Origin of the sequence: Candidatus Poriferisodalis sp. (assembly GCF_965208555.1) — a bacterium.
Taxonomy (GTDB): Bacteria; Actinomycetota; Acidimicrobiia; order Acidimicrobiales; family Poriferisodalaceae; genus Poriferisodalis.
Map to the genome: position 1 here is coordinate 3,155,069 of NZ_OZ242342.1, position 22,505 is coordinate 3,177,573.

A 22,505-nucleotide genomic window follows, 5' to 3' on the forward strand; every position below is an offset into this window, starting at 1 on the left:
CCGCCGAGCCAGTCAGCCCAGCGTGGCGGCGAGTTCGAGTGCTTCGTCCCACGTCGGGTGGCCGGCCAGCAGCCGGCGGAATCTCACGAAGGGCCTGATCGCGTCCAGCGCCATCACGGCGCTCAGACGGCCGTCGCGCCGGTAGCCGGCCAGGAAGGAGCGGCCCGAATCGGGGTCATCTTCGGCCGATCCGACGAGCACTTCCACGTCGTCGTCGGCGTCGGGATGCCCCGCGATCTGGATGCGGGCGTCATATTGATCCGACCAGACAAATGGCACCGAGCTGTAGGGCTGCGCTTCTGCGGGAGCCATCAGATTGCGGCCCACCGCCATGCCGTGCTCCACCGCTGCTGTCCAGTGCTCGACCCGGATCGGCCGGTTGCCGTGCCACGGGCTGAGCCACCCGTTGGGCGCCCTCGCCACGTCGCCGACGGCGTAGACGCCGGGGGGCCCGCAGCACAGCGTCGCATCGCAGACCACGCCGTTGTCGACCTGCAGGCCCGAACCCTCCAGCCACGCCGTGTTCGGCACGACCCCGATGCCCACGACCACCAGATCGGCTGGGATCCGGCTGCCGTCCGCCATGGCGACGGCCTCCACCTGATCGGTTCCGAGCACTCCTTCCACCCCGACGCCGAGGCGCAGCTCGACGCCGTTGCGGCCGTGGAGGGCACCGACCCGCGTGCCCATCTCGGCGCCCAGCCCGCGCACCAGCGGGGCCGGGGCCGCTTCGATCACCGTCACGTCGCAGCCCCGAGCCGCTGCAGAAGCGGCGACCTCCGAACCGATGAAGCCGCCGCCCACGACGGCGACTCGTGCGCCGGCGAGGAGGCCTTCGCGGATGGCAGCGGAGTCGTCGAGGGTTCGCAGCGTGTGCACGCCGGCGAGGTTCCCGACGCCGGGCAGCGGCCGAGCCGCAGCGCCGGTCGCAATGACGAGGCCGTCGAACGGCACCGTCTCGGCGTTCCCGCCTGCCGCTGGGGCGATGGCAACCGTGCGGGCCTCCAGGTCGAGCCCCACGGCGTGCGTGCTCAGCATGACCTCCGCGTCGAGTTCGTCGTAGGCGCCGTCCGGATCCAGGGCCAGTGAGCCCGGGTCTTGATCGCCGGTGAGGAACTCCTTGGAGAGGGGAGGCCGGTCGTAGGGGAGATGCGGCTCGGCGCCGATGAGCGTCAGCGTTCCGTCATGGCCTGCAGAGCGCACGCTGTGCGCGGCGCGCGCTCCCGCCAGGGAGGCACCGACGATGACTATGCGATTCGGTGTGATTGCCACGCGAGCAGTGTGTCATCTCTGCGGGGAAACAAGACTGGCGGCGCAGCCCGGACGCGGGCAGACCGCGCGGCGGCGGGTCGGCAGCGGCCCCGCAGGAGGCCAGTTGCCAAGGGATCGGATCAAGGCTCGCAGCACCGATCCGACCGCGCTATAAATGTTCCTCACACCTGTGTAACTACAACAGTGTGATTCGAGCAGCCGCCGTGGCCTGCAAGCACCCGGGGGCGGCGCTGCACCCGGCGGGATGAGAGGGACGAGAACGGCATGAACATCGCACGTCGCACAGTGCATCTCACAGTGCATCTCGGTGCCTGTCCACGTCAGGATGCGGGCAGATGAGCGTCACCGAGGCGCCGGCGAAGGACACGCAGCAGCAGACCGCAGACGCCCCCGGCATGCGCGTGCAGAAGCGCGACGGCTCGATGCAGGCCGTCGATGTCAACAAGATCGTGCGCGCCGTCGAGCGCTGCGCCACCGAGTTGGCCGGTGTCGATCCCATGCGGGTCGCGACACGGACCATCTCGGGCCTCCATGACGGCGCCACCACCACCGAGCTGGACGAGCTGTCGATTCGCACGGCCGCTGCGCTCATCTCCGAGGAGCCGAACTACTCGAAGCTGGCTGCCCGGCTGCTGGCCACCTACATCGACAAGGAAGTCCAGAACCAGAACGTCTACTCGTTCAGCCAGTCCATCTCCGAGGGCGGCGAATGCGGGCTCATCCATCCCGACGTGGTGGCGTTCGTGGCTGCCAATGCCCGCAAGCTCAATGACGCCGTCATCGGCGAGCGAAACGGCGGCTTCGAGTTCTTCGGCCTTCGCACCGTCTACGACCGCTACCTGCTGCGGCATCCGGAGCGCCGAACGGTCATCGAGACGCCGCAGTACTTCCTGCTCCGGGTCGCGTGCGGCCTGTCGCAGACGGCCGAAGAGGCCATCTCGTTCTACGAGCTCATCTCGAGCCTGCGCTACCTGCCGTCGTCGCCCACGCTGTTCAACTCGGGCACGGCCCACCCGCAGATGTCGTCGTGCTACCTGCTCGACAGCCCCACCGACTCGCTCGAAGGCATCTATGACCGCTATTCCGACATCGCCAAGCTGTCGAAGTTCGCCGGTGGCATCGGGGTGGGCTGGCATCGGGTGCGGTCGCGCGGCTCGCTGATCAGCGGCACCAACGGACTGTCGAACGGCATCGTGCCGTGGCTCAAGACCCTGGACTCGTCGGTGGCGGCTGTGAATCAGGGCGGCCGGCGCAAGGGAGCGGCCTGCGTGTACCTCGAGTCATGGCACGCCGACATCGAGGAGTTCCTGGAACTGAAGGACTCCACCGGCGATCATGCCCGGCGCACCCACAACCTGAACCTGGCGAACTGGGTGCCCGATGAGTTCATGCGCCGGGTCGAGAACGACTGGCAGTGGTCGCTGTTCGACCCCAAGCAGGTGCCGCATCTGACTGACCTGTACGGCGACGAATTCACCGACGCATACCGCGAGGCCGAAGCGGCCGGACTGTACGAGCGGCAGGTGTCGGCTCGCGAGCTGTACAGCCGCATGATGCGCACCCTGGCTCAGACCGGCAACGGCTGGATGACCTTCAAGGACGCCTCGAACGCCAAGTCCAACCAGACGGGCGGGCCCGGCAACGTCATCCACCTGTCGAACCTGTGCACGGAGATCCTCGAGGTCACCAGCGACGCCGAGACGGCGGTCTGCAATCTCGGCTCGGTCAATCTCGCCAAATTCGTGCGGGACGGCGAAGTCGACTACGAGGCGCTGGGAGAAGTCGTGCGGACAGCGGTGCCGTACCTCGACCGCGTCATCGACATCAACTACTACCCCACACCTGAAGCTGCCCGATCGAATGAGCGCTGGCGTCCTGTCGGGCTGGGTGTCATGGGGCTGCAGGACGTGTTCTTCCAGCTCAATCTGGCCTTTGACTCGCCCGAAGCCACCCAGGTCGCAGCCCGGATCGCCGAGGAGATCTACTACTGGGCGATCTGGTCGAGCTGCGAGCTTGCCCGCAAGCACGGTCCGCACGCAGCGTTCGGCGACACGCGTGCAGCCGCCGGGCAGCTGCAGTTCGACCTGTGGGGCGTCGAGCCTTCCCAGCCTGAGCGCTGGGCCGAGCTGCGGGAGCGGATCGGTCAGCACGGGTTGCGCAACTCGCTGCTGGTTGCGGTTGCACCCACGGCCACCATCGCCTCCATCGCCGGCTGCTACGAGTGCATCGAGCCGCAGGTGTCCAACCTGTTCAAGCGCGAGACGCTCTCGGGCGAGTTCATGCAGATCAATCGCTATCTGGTGCGCGAACTGCAGGAGCGCGGGTTGTGGAACGAGCCGATGGCCAACCGGATCAAGATGGCCGAGGGTTCTGTCCAGAACATCGCAGACATCCCTGACGACATCCGGTCGGTGTATCGCACGGCGTGGGAGCTGCCTCAACGGGCGCTCATCGACATGGCCGCAGCCCGCGGTGCCTTCGTCGACCAGAGCCAGTCGCTGAACCTGTTCATGGAGAGCCCCAACATCGGGAAGCTCTCCTCGATGTACATGCACGCCTGGAAGTCGGGCCTGAAGACCACGTACTACCTGCGCTCCCGGCCGGCCACCCGCATCAACCAGACCACCACGGACACGACGGCTCCGACCGGCGCGGCGACCGGCTCGGCGACCGGGACGGTCGCCATCATGGCTGATGCAGGCGCCGTCATGACCGACGCGAATGCCGCCATGTCCGACGAAGCAGCCGCCGAGGCCGTGGCGTGCTCGCTGGAGAACCCCGAGACCTGCGAAGCCTGCGAATGAGCCGTCCAGAGCTACGCAGCCGAACCACCTGACACCCACTCCTGAAACAGACAGAGGATCCTCATGGCACTAGCGCAGACAGCGCCCGAAGTGTCGCCCGAGCCGCTTCCGGGCGACGAATCTGCGACCGGCTCGACACAGGCCAGCCCGGGCGCCGATAGCACTGCCCGCAGCGGCAACATCCTGGATCCGGGCTTCGAGCTGACACTCCGGCCGATGCGGTACCCGCAGTTCTTCGACATGTACCGCGACGCCATCCGCAACACCTGGACGGTCGAGGAGATCGACTTCTCCGATGACATCGTCGACCTGAACCGCAAGCTGGCGCCCGCCGAGCGGCATCTCATCAACCGGCTCGTGGCGTTCTTCGCCACCGGCGATTCGATCGTCGCGAACAACCTGGTGCTGAACCTGTACCAGCACATCAACAGCCCTGAGGCTCGCATGTATCTGAGCCGGCAGCTCTACGAGGAAGCGCTGCACGTGCAGTTCTACCTGACGCTGCTGGACCACTACATCCCGGACCTGGACGAACGGTCAGCGGCGTTCGCGGCCATCGAGAACATCCCGTCGATTGCCGCCAAGGCCGACTTCTGCTTCCGTTGGATGGACAGCGTGTGGTCGCTCGATCAGCTGTCCACCGCAGAGCACCGCAAGGCCTTCGTGCTGAACCTCATCTGTTTCGCTGCGTGCATCGAGGGTCTGTTCTTCTTTGCGGCGTTCGCCTATGTCTATTTCCTGCGGTCGAAGGGACTGCTGAACGGGCTGGCGGCCGGCACCAACTGGGTGTTCCGGGACGAGTCGGCACATATGAACTTCGCCTTCGAGGTAGTCCGCACGATCCGGGCCGAAGAGCCCGATCTGTTCGACCAGGATCTCGCCGACCGGATCCGGCAGATGATCATCGAGGCCGTCGACGTCGAGACGCAGTTCGCGCACGACGTGCTGTCCGGCGGTGTGGCGGGAATGTCGGTGACCGACACCCGGTCGTACCTGGAGTTCGTGGCCGACCAGCGGCTCGCCCAGCTCGGCCTCGCCAAGGAGTACGGCTCGAAGAATCCCTTCTCGTTCATGGAACTGCAGGATGTGCAGGAGCTCACCAACTTCTTCGAGCGCACGGTGGCCAGCTACCAGGTCGGCATCGAAGGCGAGGTCGCCTTCGACGAGGATTTCTAGGCGAGGTCGCCTTCGACGAGGATTTCTAGGCGAGGTCGCCTTCGACGAGGATTTCTAGGCGAGGTCGCCGGCGTCGGTCGATCCGCCAAAGGCTGCCATCAGCCGGTCCACGGCAGCGGTGGGCGTCAGCTCGTCTGCTCGCACTTGGGCTTCGAGATCGGCCAGCAGGCCTGCAACGCCGGCAGCGAGGCGGGCGCGCATGCGCTCGGTGAGCATCGCCCGCATCCACCGCACACGCTGATCGGCTCGCCGTGCACCGAGCTCGCCCGAGGCCGACATCAGCCGGCGATGGGTGATCACGTGATCCCAGAGCACGTCGAGGCCGTCCCCGGTCAAGCCTGAGCAGGTGATCACGGGAGGAGTCCAGGTCGGCGAGGCCGGTTGGGTCATGTGCAGAGCGAGCTGGTAGTCGCGCGCCGCGTTTGCGGCACGATCAGCGTTGTCGCCGTCGGCCTTGTTCACGGCAATCAAGTCGGCGATTTCGAGAATGCCCTTCTTGATGCCCTGCAGGTCGTCGCCGGCGCCGGCCAGCATGAGCACGACGAAGAAGTCCACCATGTCCGCAACGACCGTCTCTGACTGGCCGACGCCCACGGTCTCCACGAGCACAACATCGAATCCGGCGGCCTCGACGACGAGGATGGTCTCTCGGGTCACCCTGGTCACGCCGCCGAGCTGTCCCTGCGTCGGAGACGGTCGCACGAAGGCAGCGGGATCGTTGGCGAGTGCCGTCATGCGGGTCTTGTCGCCGAGGATGGAGCCGCCGTGCATCGCCGACGTCGGGTCGACGGCCAGCACGGCGACACGATGACCCTGCTGAGTCAGCGCTGTGCCGAGCGTCTCGATGAGGGTGCTCTTGCCCACACCGGGAACGCCGGTGATTCCCACTCGATGCGCGCCGCCGGTGTCGGGCAGCAGTTCGGCGAGCAGTTCCTGTGCCGGTTCGGCATCTTCAGCCAACCGGGACTCGACGAGCGTGATGGCCCGGCCGACGGCGGCACGGTCGCACGCCCGTACGCCGGCGGCAAGTTCAGCGACATCGACTTCGGCCATCGGTAGCAAGGTACCGGCAGCCACGGCGACGGCCTGCCTGCGAGGACCGGCGGTTCGGGCACAATGTGCGGGTGGGTTTGCTGAAGCGGATGCGCACAGGGGACCGTTCCCACCCAGCCGAGCAGTACCTGAGCCAGGGCGACCATCTGCACGCGCTCGTACCCGCACAGGGCGGTCTCCACCCGTTCTCCATGCTGGTGATCGGCGTGGCTGCGCTGGCGGGCATCGTGCTCACGGTCAACCTGCCGTGGCTGCAGATCAGCCTGATCTCCACGACGGTGTTCGCGACGGCGGCGGTGCTGACCATGTCGCGCTACCGGCTGCTTGCGCTCACCGATGCAGACATCGTCGTGATGCGCACCCGAGCGCTGCGACCGGCGAAGCCCGTCGAGCTGCTCAGCCGCATCGAGCGCGTCGCGCCGTTCGACATCCGGGGCTCAGCTTGGGGCCAGATCGTCGTGGGCGATGAGAAGCTGTGGGTGCATCGCAGGTACCACAACCACCTCGACGATGCCGATGCGCGGCTCGCCGCCGCGCCGCGCGGCATGCGGGCGGCGTCGAGCAGCGCGTACCGGGCGGCACGCGCCAAGAAGAAGGTGCGCAACGTGGGGCGCCGCCATCGCTGAGCCGGCGACGCCGGCGGGGAACTAGCCGGCGCTCTCGAGCAGGTCCAGCACCTCGGCCGCGGCCTCGGCGATGACCGTGCCGGGCGGGTAGATCGCGGCAGCGCCTGCAGCGCGCAAGGCGTCGAAGTCCTGTGGCGGGATGACGCCGCCGACGACGATCAAGATGTCGGGCCGACCGAGTTCGCCGAGCGCCTCTCGCAGCTCTGGCACCAGGGTCAAGTGACCTGCCGCCAGGGACGAGGCACCGACCACATGGACATCGTTCTCGACAGCTTGGCGCGCTGTTTCGGCAGGTGTGCTGAACAGCGGTCCGATGTCGACGTCGAAGCCCAAGTCCGCGTAGGCAGTGGCCACCACCTTCTGGCCCCGGTCATGGCCGTCTTGGCCCATTTTGGCGATGAGGATGCGCGGTCGGCGCCCGGTGCGGTCGCCGAAGGCGGCGATCCGGGCACGGACAGCATCGACGGCAGCAGCCATCGTGTTCGGGCTGCCGTGGGCGTCGGGGCCGTCTGCGTCATGCGAACTGTCGCCGGCCATCTCGCTCCCGTACACGCCGCTGATCGTGCGGATCTGCGCAGTGTGCCGCCCGAACACGTCTTCCATGGCGGCACTGATCTCTCCCACGGTGGCATGGCAGCGCGCCGCGTCGACGGATGCGGCCAGCAGGTTCCCCTCGCCTGTGCGCGCCACCTCGCGCAGCGCATCCAGTGAGCGCTGCACCGCATCAGCGTCGCGCCCGGTGCGCAGACGGTCCAGCTTCGCAAGCTGGGCCCCGCGAACCTCGGCATTGTCGACCCGCAAGATGTCGACCTCGTTGGACAGCTCGGACTGGTAGCGGTTGACACCGACCACTGTCCGCTGCCCCGCCTCGATGCGTGCCTGGGTGCGCGCGGCCGCTTCCTCGATGCGCATCTTGGGAATGCCGGCTTCGATGGCACGGGCCATCCCGCCGAGCTCTTCCACCTCGGCGATGTGAGCCGCAGCGCGGCGCGCCAGCTCTGCAGTGAGCCGCTCCACGTAGTAGCTCCCGCCCCACGGATCGATCACCCGGGTGGCGCCGGCCTCGTGCTGCAAGAACAGCTGCGTGTTGCGGGCGATGCGGGCGCTGAAGTCGCTCGGCAGCGCCAGCGCCTCGTCGAATGCGTTCGTGTGCAGGCTCTGGGTGTGACCGTCGACGGCGGCCATCGCCTCGATGCAGGTGCGCACGACGTTGTTGTAGGGGTCCTGGGCCGTGAGCGACCAGCCCGAGGTCTGGCAGTGGGTGCGCAGCGAGGTCGATCGCGGGTTCTGCGGATCGAAGCCTGAGACCAGCTTGGCCCACAGCAGCCGTGCAGCGCGCAGCTTGGCGACCTCCATGAAGAAGTCCATGCCGATGCCCCAGAAGAAGCTGAGGCGCGGCGCAAAGTCGTCGATGCCCATGCCGGCGCCGATGCCGCAGCGCAGGTATTCGAGACCGTCGGCCAGCGTGTAGCCGAGTTCGAGGTCGGCAGTCGCCCCGGCTTCTTGCATGTGGTAGCCGGAGATGGAGATCGAGTTGTAGCGGGGCATCTCGGCTGAGGTGAACTCGAAGATGTCGCTGATGATCCGCATGGAGGGCTGGGGCGGGTAGATGTAGGTGTTGCGGACCATGAACTCCTTGAGGATGTCGTTCTGGATGGTCCCGGCGAGTTGGGCAGGCTTGACGCCCTGCTCCTCCGCTGCCACGACGTAGAGCGCTAGCACCGGCAGCACGGCGCCGTTCATGGTCATCGACACGCTCATGCGGTCGAGCGGGATGCCGTCGAACAGCGTGCGCATGTCGAGGATCGAGTCGATGGCCACGCCCGCCATGCCCACATCTGAAGCGACCCTCGGATGATCGGAGTCGTAGCCGCGGTGGGTCGCGAGGTCAAAGGCCACCGACAGGCCGCGCTGGCCGGCCGCCAGGTTGCGCCGGTAGAACGCGTTGGAGTCCTCAGCGGTGGAGAAACCGGCGTACTGCCGGATCGTCCAGGGCTGATTGGTGTACATCGTCGGGTAGGGGCCCCGCAGGTACGGGGCGAAGCCGGGGTAGCCGTCGAGGTAGGTGCGCCCGTTCGTGGTGCCGTTGCCCGAATAGAGATCTGCAGTGTCCGCAGCCGCGTACAGCGGCGCCACCTCGATGCCCTCGGGCGTGGCGCGCTGCTCTGGGGAGCTTCCGGCGATCTCGGCAAAGCGCGCCTGCCACGACGCCAGCCGCTCCTCGCTCGACGCCGTCTGTGGGGCACCGGGCGCGTCCAGTTCCAGCCCGGCAAATTCCGGTGCTGCAAAATCTGGAACGGTGCTCATCAGGCTGCTCCTGCCTCGAAGGGCGCAGCCCAGCGGTGCGTGCCCAATCCGCCGTGCGCCTCGCCGGTGCGGGCGGACGCAGCTTCGGGGTCGGTGCCGCCGCCGGCTGGGGGTGCAGCGCCGCCTGAGGCGTCCAGCGAATCCGCGAACTGCGTCACCCCGACGATCACCCGGTCGCCAGCTGCGATCTGCTCCTGCCTCTGCGCCCGCTCCTGGGAGATCCGAGCCTCGAGCTCCCCGCTTGCGAGAGCTGAGCAGATGCCCCCGGCAGCTTCGATCCGGCGAAAACGGTCCCACGCCTCGTGTGCCATTGACCGGGTCAAGTCCTCGAGATACCAGCTTCCGCCGGCGGGATCGATGACGGACCCGATGCGACTCTCGTGGCGGAGAATCAGCTGGGTGTTGGCGGCGACACGCCATCCGAGCGCACTGGACGCTGGGCCGGAGCTGACCGCGTCGTAGGGGCGGACGGTGATCGCGTCGACTCCGCCGTTCGCGGCGCCGAAGCACGCCGTGGTGGCTCGCAGCATGTTCACCCACGGGTCCAGACTGCTGGCCATCGCAGTCGAGGTCACCGCGTGCAGGGGCATCGGCAACCCGTCGGTGTCGCGCAGATCAACGGCACACGCCGCGAGAATGCGCGCCCAGCTCCGTCGCAGTGCCCGGCACTTGGCGGTTACGACGAATGGGTCAGGTCCGGCAGAGATGGTGAAGCCCAGCAGCCGTGCCGCTGCTGCGGGCTCCAGGCGGGGACCCGCATCGGCGTCGCAGGCGGCGCGGAGCCACGCCGTCCCGGTCGCCAGCATCGACGCCAACTCGGTGACATCGGTTGCACCGGCGTCGGCGAAGACCGAGCCGTCGGCTTCGAGCGGGATGGCCTGAGGCCGCTGCTGGCGGAACTCAACAGCGCGTGCGACAGCGTGTGCCATCTGTCCTGCCAGTCGACTGCCATCGCCCATGTCGGCCAGTGAGGTCTGGCTGCCCGCAGCGGCTGCCGCGATCGGGTCGATGCCCAGCCAGGATCGGGTGTGCTCCGGAACTGCACCGTGGCGGCCGAGGACCCCCAGCAGGGCCTCAGCGTGTTCCGGCGAGGCTCCGGCCTGCAAGTGGATCGTCACACCGGCTCCGGCGGCATCGCCGACGGCAGCGTCGAGCAGCACTGCGTCGTCGACGGCGCTCCAGCCGTGGGCCACTGTGACGGCATCCACGCCCGAGGTGGTGTCGACGGCAACGGCGTCGGGCGTGCTGGCCAGGCGAACGTCGTGGATTTGGCGGACTTCCCAGCCTCGCCCCCCGCTGGCCGCGGTCGCGCCGCGGGTGAACGGTGCATCGCCGGGCAGCCCGGCAGGGTCGGCCTCGGTGCCGTTTCGCTGTGCGGTGTACAGCGGGGCTGTCTCGATGCCGTCGAGCAGCGTCGTCACCAGTGATGACAGCGGCTGGCCGCGCAGCGCTCCCTCGGCTGCGGTCTCCCAATCGCTCTCGGTGACGTCGGGGAAACCGGGATCGCTCAGCACGGAGCTGGGCTGCGCTGCGGGACTCTCTGCCACTTGCCGCAGGGTAGCGGTCGCCTTCCGCGCAGAAATGTGGCTGAGGAGAGGTGATTCCCAAACGGTCGTGGCATCCTGTCCTCATGTCTGCCCCCGCATCGGCCGAAGGAGCTGTCGCGCAAGCAGACGCGGCGAGCGAGCTGCCGCCGTATCGCTACAACGCCGAGATGGCGAACGAGATCGAGCTGCGCTGGCAGGAGCGCTGGAGAGCGGACGGGACGTACCGCACACCCAATCCAAACGGTCCGCCGGCGGACTCGCCTGCGGCCGACAACAAGCTCTTCATCATGGACATGTTCCCGTACCCGTCGGGTTCGGGGCTGCATGTCGGGCACCCGCTGGGCTACATCGGCACCGACGTCTATGCGCGGTTCAAGCGCATGTGCGGCTGGACGGTGCTGCACCCCATGGGCTACGACGCGTTCGGCCTGCCCGCCGAGGAGCATGCTCGACAGACCGGCGAGCATCCCCGTGTCAACACCGAGCAGAACATCGCCAACATGTCGCGCCAGCTGGCCCGGCTCGGGCTCGGGCATGACGACCAGCGTTCGCTGGCCACGACCGACGTCGAGTACTACCGCTGGACCCAGTGGATCTTCCTGCAGATCTTCAACTCGTGGTACGACACCGAGGCCGACCGGGCGCGCCCCATTGCCGAGCTGATCGAGCAGTTCGAGACTGGGCGCACGGCGACCACCACCGGCGCTGCCTGGGCCGACATGAGCGACGTGGAGCGGCGCGTCGAGCTGGACGAGCACCGCCTGGCCTACCTGGGCGAGGCGCCGGTCAACTGGTGCCCGGCGCTGGGCACCGTGCTGGCCAACGAGGAGGTCACCAACGAGGGCCGATCGGACCGCGGCAACCACCCGGTCTTCCGTCGCCCGATGAAACAGTGGATGATGCGCATCACGGCCTACGCCGACCGGCTGCTCGCTGATCTCGATCGGGTCAACTGGCCCGAGAGCGTCAAGATCATGCAGCACAACTGGATCGGCCGCAGCGAGGGCGCGTTCATCAGCTTCGCGCTCGACGCCGAAGATGCAGGCCCAGTCGAGGCAGATCCAGTCGGATCACGTCCAGCCATCGAGGTATTCACGACCCGTCCCGACACGATCTACGGCACGACGGCCATGCTGCTGGCCCCCGAGCATCCCCTCGTCGATGAGCTCGTCGCCGATGAGTGGCCTCCCGGGACCGATCCGCGCTGGACCGGCGGTGCGGCTACGCCTCGCGAGGCTCTCGACGCCTACCGGGCCCAGGCGGCCGAGATGACCGACTTGCAGCGCCAGACGGAGCGCGACAAGACGGGCGTGTGGCTGGGCGTCAACTGCCAGGTGCCGACCACCGGCGAACCGGTTCCGGTGTTCGTCGCCGACTACGTGCTGATCGACTACGGCACCGGGGCGGTCATGTCGGTGCCGGGCGAGGACCAGCGCGACTGGGACTTCTCGGTGAAGTTCGGGCTGCCGATCATGCGCACCGTGCAGCCGCCGCCGAATCCCGACGGCACAGCCTTCGACGGCGAGGCGTACGACGGCGACGGCGTGGCCATCAACAGCGATTTCCTGAACGGCCTCGAAAAGGCCGATGCCATCGGCGTCATCTGCGACTGGTTGGAGGAGCGGGACTGCGGCCGGCGCACGGTTACCTACAAGCTGCGGGACTGGCTGTTCAGCCGGCAGCGCTACTGGGGCGAACCCTTCCCGATCGTGTTCGACGAGACCGGTCTGGCGCTGGCAGTGCCAGAGAGCGAACTGCCGGTGGAACTGCCCGAGCTCATCGACTGGGCGCCCCGGGCGCTCGACGAGTCGTCAGAGCCGGAGCCTCCGCTCGGTCGGGCCACCGAATGGGCCACGGCCACCTACGACTTGGGGGACGGCACGCGCACCTACCGCCGCGAGCTGAGCACGATGCCGCAGTGGGCCGGTTCGTGCTGGTACTACCTGCGCTACCTCGATCCGACCAACGACGAGGTCTTGGTGGACCCCGACGTGGAGCGGTACTGGATGGCCGATCCCGACGGCGGTGTCGGCGGTGTCGACCTGTACGTCGGCGGCGTCGAGCATGCCGTACTGCACCTGCTGTATGCCCGTTTCTGGCACAAGGTCCTCTACGACCTGGGCCATGTGTCGGGTCCCGAGCCGTTCGGCCGGTTGTACAACCAGGGCTACATCCAGGCGGCCGCCTACCAGGACAGCAGGGGCGTCTATGTCGAGGCGTCCGAGGTCACCGAGCGGGACGGCAGATTCCTCTGGGGTGATGTCGAGGTCACCCGGCATTTCGGCAAGATGGGCAAGTCGCTGCGCAACGCGGTGACGCCCGACGACATCTACGTCGCGTACGGCGCCGACACGCTGCGGACCTACGAGATGTTCATGGGTCCGCTGGATCAAGGCCGCCCCTGGGAGACCCACTCGGTGATCGGTTCGCACCGGCTACTGCAGCGTGTGTGGCGAAACCTGGTCGACGAGCAGACCGGCGAGCTGACGGTTGCCGATGTCGAGCCTGATGCTGACCTGCAGCGATGGGTGCACCGGACCATCGCGTCGGTCACCGATGCCATGTCGGACCTGCGCTTCAACTCGGCGATCGCACGCATCACCGAGCTGAACAACGAGCTGACCCGCCGGGGCGAGCCGACGCCCCGCCCGGTAGCGGACGTGCTCGTTCGCCTCTTGGCGCCGCTGGTGCCGCACCTGGCCGAGGAGCTGTGGTTGAAGCTCGGCAATTCGACCACGGTCGTCTATGCGCCGTTCCCGCAGGCCGACCCCGCACTGCTGGCCGCTGAGGTCATCGAGGTGCCGGTGCAGGTGAACGGCAAGGTCCGCAGCCGCATCACCGTGGACGCTGGCATCTCGCCGGACGACCTCGAGGCCGCTGCGAAGGCCGATGAGCGAATCGCCGAGCTCACTGCCGGAGCCGACATCCGGCGCGTCGTGACCGTACCGGGCAAGCTGGTGAACATCGTGCTGGCGTGAGCCAGCAGCATTGGACACGTGCTGGCGTGAGCCAGCAGCATTGGACACGTATTGGGTTGAGGGGGAGAACGGCATGAGCGACAAGGAACGGCGTGCGCTGGGCGTGACACCCACCGAGACCCACGGCGGCAAGCTGGCCGCGAAGGCACTCAAGGCAGCCGGGGTGGAATGCGTGTTCACGCTCTCGGGAGGGCACGTCATGGGGATCTATGACGGCTGTCTCGACGAGGGCATCGAGGTCGTCGACGTCCGCCATGAGCAGGCCGCCACCCATGCCGCCGATGCGTGGGCCCGCCTGCACCCGGGCAAGGTCGGCGTGGCCATCCTGACGGCAGGACCCGGCGTGACCGACGGCGTCACCGGCGTGGCCAACGCTTGGCGCGCCAACTCGCCGATCCTGGTCTTCGGCGGCCAGGGGCCGTTCAAGCACGCCGGCCGCGGCTCGCTGCAGGAGATGGACCATGTGTCGCTCATGCGGCCGGTGACCAAGTGGTCGGGCGCATGCGGCGAGACCCGCCGCATCGCCGAGTACATCGAGCTGGCGGTGCGCACGGCCCTGAGCGGTGTGCCCGGGCCGTCCTTCCTCGAGATCCCGATGGATGTGCTGCACGGCAAGGTGGACCTCGACGCGGTCGCCATGCCTCAGTTCCGCGACTACCGCGTGGCCTCGGCAGCCGCGCCCGCTGAACTGGCCCGCGCCGCCGAGATCATCGCGGGTGCCCGCACGCCGGTGATCATGGCGGGCACGTCGCTGAAGTGGAGCGAGGGCGGCGACGCGCTGGCGGCGTTCTGTGACGCCACCTCCATCCCGTGCTACGTGAACGGCATGGCCCGCGGGGAGATCTCGTGGGACCATCCGTCGTTCCTGTCATTGACTCGTGCAGAAGCTCTCGCCGCAGCCGATGTGGTGATCCTGGCCGGGACGCCGCTCGATTTCCGGATGAAGTTCGGCCGCGCCATTCCCGCCGATGCTCGCATCGTGCAGCTCGATCTGGACGAGACGCTCATCGGGCAGAACCGCGCCGCCGAAGTGGGGCTGGTCGGAAACTTGGGTGCCAACTTCGAGGCACTGCTGGAGCTGTTCAAGTCAGTCGGAGTCACGGTCGACGCGTCGGCTCAGCTGGCCGCGCTCGCGGCACGCGAAGCCGAGATGGATGAGGCCCGCAAGGCTGAGCTGAACAGCGACGAGGTGCCGATCGACCCGTTGCGGCTCTGCCGGGAGATTGCCGACGCCGTCACCGACGACATGATCGTGATCGGCGACGGGGGCGACATCGTCGCTCAGGCGTCCAAAGTGATCCGAGTGCCGAAGCGAGGCACGTGGATGGATCCCGGACCGCTCGGGACGCTCGGCGTGGGGATGCCGTTCGCGCTCGCTGCGCAGAAGGCCCATCCGGACAAGCGGGTACTGATCGTCTACGGCGACGGCTCGTTCGGCCTGAACGGCTTCGAGTACGACACGGCGGTGCGCTTCGGGCTGCCCATCGTGGGCGTCGTCGGCAACGACGCCGCCTGGGGTCAGATGCTGCGCCCCCAAGCCAGCCTGTACGGCCAGGATCGAGTCGTCGCCACCGAGCTGAACTACACCCGCTACGACAAGGTGGTCGAGGCCATGGGCGGCCACGGCGAGCACGTCACCGAGCCGGACCAGATCGCGCCGGCACTGCGGCGTGCCTTCGACGCTGGCCTGCCTGCGCTGGTCAATGTGGAGATCCGCCAGGACCGCGGCGCCATGAAGGGCTCCACCTACGTGTAGCGGGGCGAGGGCACGCGGCCGAGGCTGCACGGCATGTGCGGGCGGTTCGTCTCAGCATCAAGCCTCGAGCAGGTGGCGACGTACTTCGACACCCCGCTTCCGGACTTCGAGGCACCTCGCAGCTACAACGTCGGTCCGACTGCCGACATCGTGGCCGTGGTCGGCAACGGTGACGAACGCCGGCTCGAGACATTCCGGTGGGGTCTGGTGCCGCCGTGGGCCGCCGACCCCGCCAAGGGCCCGCCGCTGTTCAACGCCCGCTCCGAGACCGCAGCGGTCAAGAACCTGTTTCGCCGTGCGTTCAAGCAGCAACGTTGCATCGTGCCCGCAGACGGCTTCTACGAGTGGCCGAAGGCGCCGACCCGCACGAGCCCCGATGAACGCCCGCTCCCGCACTACATCACCCGCACGGATGGCGGCATGCTCGCCATGGCAGGCCTGTGGGAGCGTTGGTGGCCGCCTGAAGACTCTCCCGACGCCGACCGTTCAGCCCCTGAGCGGCATGTGCTGCACTCCGCATCTGTGCTGACGACCGCAGCGAACGATTTCATGGTGCCGATTCACGATCGTATGCCGGTGCTGCTGGAGCGGTCGCAGTGGGGTGCGTGGCTGGATCCCGCCAATGACGGTGTCGAAGCGCTGGCGGCCATGTGCGCGCCCGCTGCCGAGGGTGTCCTGCGCTCGCATCAGGTCGGTCGCGCGGTGGGCAACGTCCGCAACAGTGACGCCAGTCTCATCGAGCCTGCAGACCCTCTCGATACCTCGTCTGAACGGCTGTTCTGAGCCTTGCGTTCAGCGCGAGCAACGGCGCCTTGCGCAGCGGGCTAGCCCGTCTGCTCAGCCGACACGCCGAGCTCGGCGCGGATGGCTTCGGCGGGCCCGCTCAGCTCCTCGGCCGAGGCCATCGGCAGGGCCCGGGCGAAGTTCATGTCGGCCATCGAGTTCACCGGGCAGACGTGGATGTGGCAGTGGGGAACTTCGAATCCGGCGACCACCAGTCCGATGCGCTCGGGCCTCAAGGCTCGCATCTGCGCCTCTCCGATGCGTCTGGACACATCGAACAGATGCGTCTGCAGGTCCGCCGGGACGTCCAGCCAGTGATCGATCTCGGCTACCGGCACCACCAGCGTGTGGCCCGGCGACAGCGGGTTGATGGACAGGAACGCAACGCATTGCTCGTCGCGCCAGACGAACGTCCCCGGTAGCTCGCCCTCGATGATCCTGGTGAACACAGTGCTCATTGCGCGCATCCTAAGGCGACGGCATGTCGGTACTGTGAGCCGGGTGAGCGAGGCCCCCGATGCGTCGTTGACCCCTGAGCCCGGGTGGCGGCCGTTCACGGTGCCGAACCTGATCAGCCTGGCTCGACTGTGCTGTCTGCCGTGGTTCGTGTGGCTGGTGTTCGGGGCCGAGGACCGCTGGGCTGCCGCATTGCTGCTGGGCGCCCTCGGTGCCACCGACTGGGTCGACGGCTGGGTGGCGCGGCGCTTCAACCAGGTGTCCGAACTCGGCAAGATCCTGGACCCCACCGCCGACCGGCTGCTGCTGCTGGTCGCGCTCGTGGTGATGATCGTGGACGGTTCGCTGCCGCTGTGGATTGCGGTGCTGGCGCTGTTCCGCGAGGGGGTTGTTGCTGTCGCAGCACTGGTGCTGGGTGCGCTCGGTGCTCGCAAGATCGACGTCACCTGGTGGGGCAAGACCGGGACGTTTCTCATGATGTTCGCGGTGCCGTGTTTCTTGGCCGGGCACAGCGATATCGACGTCGCGGATGCCTTCCGCATCGGGGCATGGATCTTCGTGGCGGCAGGCCTGCCGATCCACTACTGGTCGGCTGTGGGGTACATCCCCCAAGCCTTTGCCGCCGTGCGAGAGGGGCGTGCCGGCCGGGTCCCCTGACAGCTATCCGGTAGCTTCGCGAGCATGGAGATACCCGCCGAGCTTCGTTACTCGAGCGATCACGAATGGGTGCGCCCTGCCGACGGCGGGGTGCAGGTGGGCATCACCGATTTCGCACAGGATGCGCTCGGTGATGTCGTGTACGTGGAGTTGCCCGAGGTGGGCGCTCAGGTCACCGCCGATGAGCCGATGTGCGAGATCGAGTCCACCAAATCGGTCTCGGACATCTTCGCCCCTATCTCGGGGCAGATCGTCGAGGCCAACGTCGCCCTCGAGGACGAGCCGCAGCTGGTCAACGAATCGCCCTATGGCGATGGGTGGATCTGCGTCATTGCCCCGACTGACGACGCATCGCAGGCATCTGCTGAGATGGAGGCACTGCTGGATGCCGATGGCTATGCCGCGTTGATCGCCGAGGACATCTGATCGTCATGGCCATCGTCTGCGGAAGGTGCGGGTACTCGAACACCGACGATGCACGCTTCTGCTCCGGCTGCGGGACGCGTCTCGACCCGTCTGCCGATGCGCCCACCGAGGTGCTCTCGCCTGTCGGCGTCACCGAGGTTCCGCCCTACAGCGGTCAGGCGGAACTCGTGGTCACGTCCGGTCACCGGTCGGGGACGCGGTTCGAGCTGGCTGGAGACCGCGTCACCGTCGGTCGCCATCCGGACAGCGATGTGTTCTTGGATGACATCACGGTGTCGCGCCGTCACGTGGTGCTCGAACTCGCTACGGCGGGCCACATCCTGTACGACGTGGGCTCGCTGAACGGCACCTATGTCAATGGCATTCGCACCGATGGCGAGGTGACATTGCGGAGCGGCGACGAGTTGCAGGTCGGCAAGTTCAAGCTGCTGTACCTGGTCTCCTCGGTCGGGCTGTGAGCGCCGGGTCCGAGTCGTCCCCACCTGGAGCCCGGCTGTCGATCGGCGAGGTCGTCGCGCTGCTGCGAACCGAGTTCAGCGATCTGACGGATTCCAAGATCCGATTCCTCGAGGATCGCAAGCTGATCTCGCCGGCCCGCACGGCGGGGGGTTACCGCAGCTTCGGGCCTCACGACATTGAGGTGCTGCGCTGGATCCTCACGCGCCAGCGCGACAACTACCTGCCGCTCAGCATCATCGGCGAGCAGATCGACCGGGGCGAGCATCTGGCCGATATCTGGGGCACCGGCGCCACCGACGTCGGCGTGTCACCGTCTGGCGACTCACCGACGTACAGCGCCGAGGAGCTGAGCGCCGAGAGTGGGCTCTCCGTCGCCGAGATTGCCGAGCTGACCAGCTTCGGACTGCTGGTGCCACTCGCCGATGACGACCCAGATCGGTCACTGCCGACTGGGACCGGAGCTGCACAGACCAGCCCCGTGCAGGCCTCGTTGGGGCTGGAGCCTCCCGAACCACGGTATGGCAGCAGTGCGCTGCTCATCGCTCGCATCTCGCGCGAGTTCGCCACGTACGGCCTGCAGGCCCGCCACCTGCGCGTCATCCGCAACGCCGCGGTGCGAGATGCCTCCATGTTCGAGCAGGGCATTCAGCCGATCCTCCATGCCGGCGGCGCATCGGCAGACCTCGACGCCCAGCGCTCGATGAGTCGCCTGGTTGCGCTCTGCGAGCGCTTGCGGTCAGTGGTGATGGGGGAGGCGTTGCGCCGCTATTGGCCCTAGTCCGGGGGCCTTTCCCGGCTCACCGCTCGCAGGGGCCGAAGTAGTGTGCGTGGCATGGTCGAGATGGAGCTCCTTGGCGTGCAGGTGGAGATGCCCTCGCAGAGCCCCCTCTTGCTGCTGCGCGAGACCGGCGGTTCTCAGCGAGTGCTGCCGGTGGTGATCGACACGCCTGAGGCCCAAGCGATCTACCGCGGCATCGAGCAGATCCGGGTGCCGAGACCCCTCACTCACGACCTGATGGCGGCCATGTTGGACGTTCTGGGTGCGACGCTCGTCAAGGTCACGGTGACCGACCTGCGGGATCGCACGTTCTTCGCCGAGATGGAGGTCACCATCGGCTCGGCCACTCACACGATCTCCGCCCGGCCGAGCGACGCGGTCGCGCTGGCAGTGCGGGCCGACACGCCGATTTTCGCCAGCGAGGCGGTGCTCGATGAGGCGGGTCAGATCATCGAGCTCCCTGCGGATCCGCCCGACGATGTCGACCCCGACGAGCTGCTCGACGAGTTCAAGCAGTTCCTGGACGACGTGCAGCCCGACGACTTCGGACCTGCGGCGGAGGCCGGCGACAAGGAGTGAGGCGCGGCGACCGGCTCGTCGCAGCGGCTCGTGCAACCAGCGGGCACTCCCGCGAAGCGGCCTCTTGCGCTGCGATAGCAGGTCCTCGTACCCTCTGTGTGGGTGCAGATCACAGCTCGGTAGTTCGCAGGGTGTGATTTGCGACGTCGTGCTTCGACGGGGAGGAGAGACCGATGGCAGAGCAGCAGCGGGCGCCCGCACCTGCGGCAATCGACCCCGGCAGCGAGAGCGCTCCGGTGCCGCCGCTTGACCCTTCTGCCGGATCCGACTCCCCGGCGGCGTCCGAGGCGGCGGGCGCGTTGGCCGAAGGGTTCTTCGGCCCGCAGACGGCGGAACTGGTCGGCATCAGCTACCGCCAGCTCGACCACTGGGCCCGCCAGGGGCTCGTGAAGCCGTCGGTCGCCCAAGCCGCCGGCAGCGGTTCGCGGCGTCGCTATTCCTACAACGACCTCGTCGAGTTGAAGATCGCCAAGACGATGCGCGACCAGGGCATCGACCTGAAATCGATCGCCCGGGCATTCGACTACCTGCGCAACCAGCTCGGGGGCGAGGTTGCCTCAGCCAACATCGTCATCAGCGGCAGCGATGTGCTGCTGGTCGACGACGATCAGGTGCTCAGCCTGCTGCGTCAGGGCCAGGCCGCAATGCTGACGGTGCTGCCGGTCGCGGGAGTGCGCCGTCAACTCGATGCCGATGTGGTGAAGCTGTTTCCCGATGAGCCGATCGCTGTGCAGCTCAGCTTGGACATCGGGAGCGACGGCCCCAGCTGAGGGCCCTCAGCACGTTGCCGGCGGTGTTCAGCCGGCGTCGACGTCGGGCGTGGGCGCGAACTGCAGCGACGCCGAGTTCATGCAGAACCGGTCGCCTGTCGGACGGGGACCGTCGGGGAACACGTGACCGAGATGAGCTCCGCAGGCCCTGCACATGACTTCGGTGCGGATCATGCCGTAGCTGCGATCGACCTCGGTGTCGACAGCGTCGTCGGCCACGGGCTCGGTGAAGCTCGGCCAGCCGGAGCCGCTCTCGAACTTCGTCTCCGAGCTGAACAGCTCGGCGCCGCACACGACGCAGTGGTACGCGCCGTCGGCGTGGTTGTCCCAGGTGTCGCCCGTGAACGGTCGCTCAGTGCCGGCTTCTTGGGTGACGTGGTACTGCATTGGCGTGAGCCGTTCCCGCAGCTCCGATTCGGAGTAGGTGACAGCGCGTCCAGTCTCAGATTGCCCAGTCATGGGCACCACGGTAGTGATGCAGCGCACGGTGATTGGGTCGCCCGTGGATGGGGTGAAGGGCGCGGCTAGTGCTTCCCGTCAGGGGTCTCTGCATTGACGGCTTGGACGATGTCGATCATCGCCGCCAGCGTGTCCAGCCGGTCCGCGGCCGTCGGTCCTTCAGGCTGGAGGCGCAGGACGTCCACGCCGGCGTCTCGATACGCCCGCACCTGGGCGGTGACGTCTTCGTGGCTGCCCAGGAAGTTGGTCTCGGTGATCAGCCGATCCGGGACCGCGGCCGCGGCGGCGGCCCGGTCGCCATCGAGCCACAGGCGCTGCACGTGGCGGCACTCGTCCTCGAAGCCCGCTCGGCGGTAGGCGTCGTTGTAGAAGTTGGCGGTGGCCGATCCCATGGCGCCCAGCGTGAACGCGATGCCGGGTCGCCGCGGCTCGATGAGGTCCTCGAGATCATCCCCGAACTCGACAGCACCGCCGGCTTGGCAGGCCACCGAGCCCGGCGGGCGTCCTGCTGCCGCCGCCCCTTCGACCACCTGGCCCCAGGTGACCTCGGGATGGCTCGGCACGAAGCACACGCCGACCCATCCGTCGGCAGCCTCGCCGGTGTAGCGCAACGACTTGGGACCGAGCGTCGCGAGCCAGATCTCGATCGAGTCGTTCGCGGGCTGTGCGAGTCGCAGTGACTTGCCCTGCCCGCCCGGCAGCGGGAGGACATGGTGGCGGCCGTCGTAGTCGATCTTCTCGCCTGCGAAGGCCTGGCGGCAGATGTCGACGGTCTCGCGCAGCCGCCCCAGCGGATCGCCGAAGCGCACCCCGTGCAGCCCTTCGACCACCTGGGGCCCGCTGACGCCCAGACCCAGGATGAACCGGTCGCCGGTCATCGCAGCCAGAGACAGCGCCGTCATGGCGGTCATCACCGGCGCCCGGGCCGAGATCTGCAAGATGCCCGTGCCGAGCTGGCAGCGTTCGGTCACCGCAGCGACGTAGGCAAGCGTGCTGACGCCGTCCATACCCCATGCCTCGGCGGACCACAGGATGTCCACGCCGAGACGGTCAGCCTCCCGCAGGAAGTCGACCTGTGAGTCCCAGTCTCGGCGCTTGCCCGACGCCGGCCCTCCGAATCCGATGGCTGTCCGCACGCCCGGAACCCTAGATCTCGGGGGCCAGTGTGACGAGGCCGCCGAGCTGGGCGAGATCCTGCAACGCTTGGTCGTAGAAGAAGCGCGCCGAGCACGCGTCACGCGCCCATGCCTCCTCCTCCGCCGTCGGGTAGCGCCCGACGGCGTCGATGCTCAGCCTGCCCGTGGATGCCGCGCTGATGGTCGTTCGATTGCCGACGAGCAGTTCTTCCAGCGCGTCGCTCCGGTCGCCTGGTTCGTCGAACACGAACAGCCGGTTGCCGTCGGTGACGAACGGGGTGACGTAGTAGGTGCGGGCGCCGGACGGCGTCTCGGTGTCGAGTCGCAGCATGAGCACGCCGTCAAGGGGAGCAAAAGGGGCGAACGCTGCACTGCCGGTGTCGCCGGACTCGGGGGCCACGGCGGGCAGCGTACCGAGCAGCCGAGATTTCACTAGTTTCGGCACGCGAGCCGCCCCGGAGCGGGTCGACTCACACAGGGGGT

Annotated in this window: 20 protein-coding genes; 12 read left to right on the plus strand and 8 right to left on the minus strand. The window is 67.7% G+C overall.

Annotated features, from left to right (window positions below):
- Positions 1 to 12: 12 nt before the first annotated feature.
- Positions 13 to 1,272, minus strand: a complete 1,260-nt coding sequence (locus ACOGXE_RS14480; protein ID WP_419931605.1) for an NAD(P)/FAD-dependent oxidoreductase — start codon at positions 1,270 to 1,272, stop codon at positions 13 to 15.
- Between the two features lie 335 nt (positions 1,273 to 1,607).
- On the opposite strand from ACOGXE_RS14480, the gene ACOGXE_RS14485 reads away from it, so the two are divergent.
- Together ACOGXE_RS14485 and ACOGXE_RS14490 are read left to right on the plus strand one after the other, a co-directional pair.
- On the plus strand, positions 1,608 to 4,076 hold the full coding sequence (locus tag ACOGXE_RS14485) for a ribonucleoside-diphosphate reductase subunit alpha (protein ID WP_419931606.1): 2,469 nt from the start codon (positions 1,608 to 1,610) through the stop codon (positions 4,074 to 4,076).
- Positions 4,077 to 4,292: 216 nt separating this feature from the next.
- Positions 4,293 to 5,252, plus strand: coding sequence for a ribonucleotide-diphosphate reductase subunit beta (locus ACOGXE_RS14490; RefSeq protein WP_419933529.1), 960 nt, complete (start codon positions 4,293 to 4,295; stop codon positions 5,250 to 5,252).
- A 54-nt stretch (positions 5,253 to 5,306) separates the two neighbouring features.
- Here the strand turns inward: ACOGXE_RS14490 and meaB are convergent, their stop codons facing one another.
- Positions 5,307 to 6,314: a methylmalonyl Co-A mutase-associated GTPase MeaB gene (gene meaB, locus ACOGXE_RS14495; RefSeq protein ID WP_419933530.1), complete on the minus strand. Its 1,008-nt coding sequence runs from the start codon at positions 6,312 to 6,314 to the stop codon at positions 5,307 to 5,309.
- A 62-nt stretch (positions 6,315 to 6,376) separates the two neighbouring features.
- Between meaB and ACOGXE_RS14500 the strand changes: the two genes are divergently transcribed.
- A complete protein-coding gene (locus ACOGXE_RS14500) occupies positions 6,377 to 6,931 on the plus strand; it encodes a hypothetical protein (protein ID WP_419931607.1) in 555 nt (184 codons plus the stop codon).
- Between the two features lie 21 nt (positions 6,932 to 6,952).
- On the opposite strand, the gene scpA is transcribed toward ACOGXE_RS14500, so the two are convergent.
- Together scpA and ACOGXE_RS14510 are read right to left on the minus strand one after the other, a co-directional pair.
- On the minus strand, positions 6,953 to 9,238 hold the full coding sequence (gene scpA / locus ACOGXE_RS14505; protein WP_419931608.1) for a methylmalonyl-CoA mutase: 2,286 nt from the start codon (positions 9,236 to 9,238) through the stop codon (positions 6,953 to 6,955).
- On the minus strand, positions 9,238 to 10,785 hold the full coding sequence (locus ACOGXE_RS14510; RefSeq protein ID WP_419931609.1) for a methylmalonyl-CoA mutase family protein: 1,548 nt from the start codon (positions 10,783 to 10,785) through the stop codon (positions 9,238 to 9,240). The genes scpA and ACOGXE_RS14510 overlap by 1 nt, the downstream gene beginning before the upstream one ends.
- An 83-nt stretch (positions 10,786 to 10,868) precedes the next feature.
- Between ACOGXE_RS14510 and leuS the strand changes: the two genes are divergently transcribed.
- The 3 genes from leuS (at position 10,869) to ACOGXE_RS14525 (ending at position 16,302) form a co-directional block, all read left to right on the plus strand.
- A complete protein-coding gene (gene leuS, locus ACOGXE_RS14515) occupies positions 10,869 to 13,763 on the plus strand; it encodes a leucine--tRNA ligase (RefSeq protein ID WP_419931610.1) in 2,895 nt (964 codons plus the stop codon).
- A gap of 73 nt (positions 13,764 to 13,836) precedes the next feature.
- Positions 13,837 to 15,519: a thiamine pyrophosphate-binding protein gene (locus ACOGXE_RS14520; RefSeq protein ID WP_419931611.1), complete on the plus strand. Its 1,683-nt coding sequence runs from the start codon at positions 13,837 to 13,839 to the stop codon at positions 15,517 to 15,519.
- 33 nt (positions 15,520 to 15,552) lie between these two features.
- Positions 15,553 to 16,302, plus strand: a complete 750-nt coding sequence (locus tag ACOGXE_RS14525; RefSeq protein ID WP_419931612.1) for an SOS response-associated peptidase — start codon at positions 15,553 to 15,555, stop codon at positions 16,300 to 16,302.
- A 41-nt stretch (positions 16,303 to 16,343) separates the two neighbouring features.
- Here the strand turns inward: ACOGXE_RS14525 and ACOGXE_RS14530 are convergent, their stop codons facing one another.
- On the minus strand, positions 16,344 to 16,760 hold the full coding sequence (locus tag ACOGXE_RS14530) for an HIT family protein (protein ID WP_419931613.1): 417 nt from the start codon (positions 16,758 to 16,760) through the stop codon (positions 16,344 to 16,346).
- Between the two features lie 43 nt (positions 16,761 to 16,803).
- Here ACOGXE_RS14530 and ACOGXE_RS14535 point away from each other — a divergent pair, with 43 nt between their 5' ends.
- From ACOGXE_RS14535 to ACOGXE_RS14560, 6 genes are all read left to right on the plus strand, one after another.
- Positions 16,804 to 17,415 carry a CDP-alcohol phosphatidyltransferase family protein gene (locus ACOGXE_RS14535; protein WP_419931614.1) on the plus strand — a complete coding sequence of 204 codons (612 nt, stop codon included), beginning with the start codon at positions 16,804 to 16,806 and terminating at the stop codon, positions 17,413 to 17,415.
- A 24-nt stretch (positions 17,416 to 17,439) separates the two neighbouring features.
- Entirely contained in the window at positions 17,440 to 17,841 is a 402-nt protein-coding gene (gcvH, locus tag ACOGXE_RS14540; RefSeq protein ID WP_419931615.1) for a glycine cleavage system protein GcvH, read from the plus strand.
- Positions 17,842 to 17,846: 5 nt separating this feature from the next.
- A complete protein-coding gene (locus tag ACOGXE_RS14545; RefSeq protein WP_419931616.1) occupies positions 17,847 to 18,299 on the plus strand; it encodes an FHA domain-containing protein in 453 nt (150 codons plus the stop codon).
- A complete protein-coding gene (locus ACOGXE_RS14550) occupies positions 18,296 to 19,078 on the plus strand; it encodes a MerR family transcriptional regulator (protein ID WP_419931617.1) in 783 nt (260 codons plus the stop codon). The genes ACOGXE_RS14545 and ACOGXE_RS14550 overlap by 4 nt, the downstream gene beginning before the upstream one ends.
- Before the next feature lie 54 nt (positions 19,079 to 19,132).
- Positions 19,133 to 19,657 (plus strand): bifunctional nuclease family protein, encoded by a 525-nt coding sequence (locus ACOGXE_RS14555; protein WP_419931618.1) that lies wholly within the window; start codon positions 19,133 to 19,135, stop codon positions 19,655 to 19,657.
- Positions 19,658 to 19,830: 173 nt separating this feature from the next.
- On the plus strand, positions 19,831 to 20,427 hold the full coding sequence (locus ACOGXE_RS14560) for a MerR family transcriptional regulator (RefSeq protein ID WP_419931619.1): 597 nt from the start codon (positions 19,831 to 19,833) through the stop codon (positions 20,425 to 20,427).
- Positions 20,428 to 20,454: 27 nt separating this feature from the next.
- On the opposite strand, the gene msrB is transcribed toward ACOGXE_RS14560, so the two are convergent.
- The 3 genes from msrB to ACOGXE_RS14575 form a co-directional block, all read right to left on the minus strand.
- The gene (gene msrB / locus ACOGXE_RS14565) at positions 20,455 to 20,886 is read right to left on the minus strand and encodes a peptide-methionine (R)-S-oxide reductase MsrB (RefSeq protein ID WP_419931620.1); all 432 of its coding nucleotides are present in this window, start codon (positions 20,884 to 20,886) and stop codon (positions 20,455 to 20,457) included.
- Between the two features lie 65 nt (positions 20,887 to 20,951).
- Positions 20,952 to 22,022 (minus strand): LLM class flavin-dependent oxidoreductase, encoded by a 1,071-nt coding sequence (locus tag ACOGXE_RS14570; protein ID WP_419931621.1) that lies wholly within the window; start codon positions 22,020 to 22,022, stop codon positions 20,952 to 20,954.
- 10 nt (positions 22,023 to 22,032) lie between these two features.
- The gene (locus ACOGXE_RS14575) at positions 22,033 to 22,422 is read right to left on the minus strand and encodes a hypothetical protein (RefSeq protein ID WP_419931622.1); all 390 of its coding nucleotides are present in this window, start codon (positions 22,420 to 22,422) and stop codon (positions 22,033 to 22,035) included.
- Between the last annotated feature and the right edge of the window lie 83 nt (positions 22,423 to 22,505).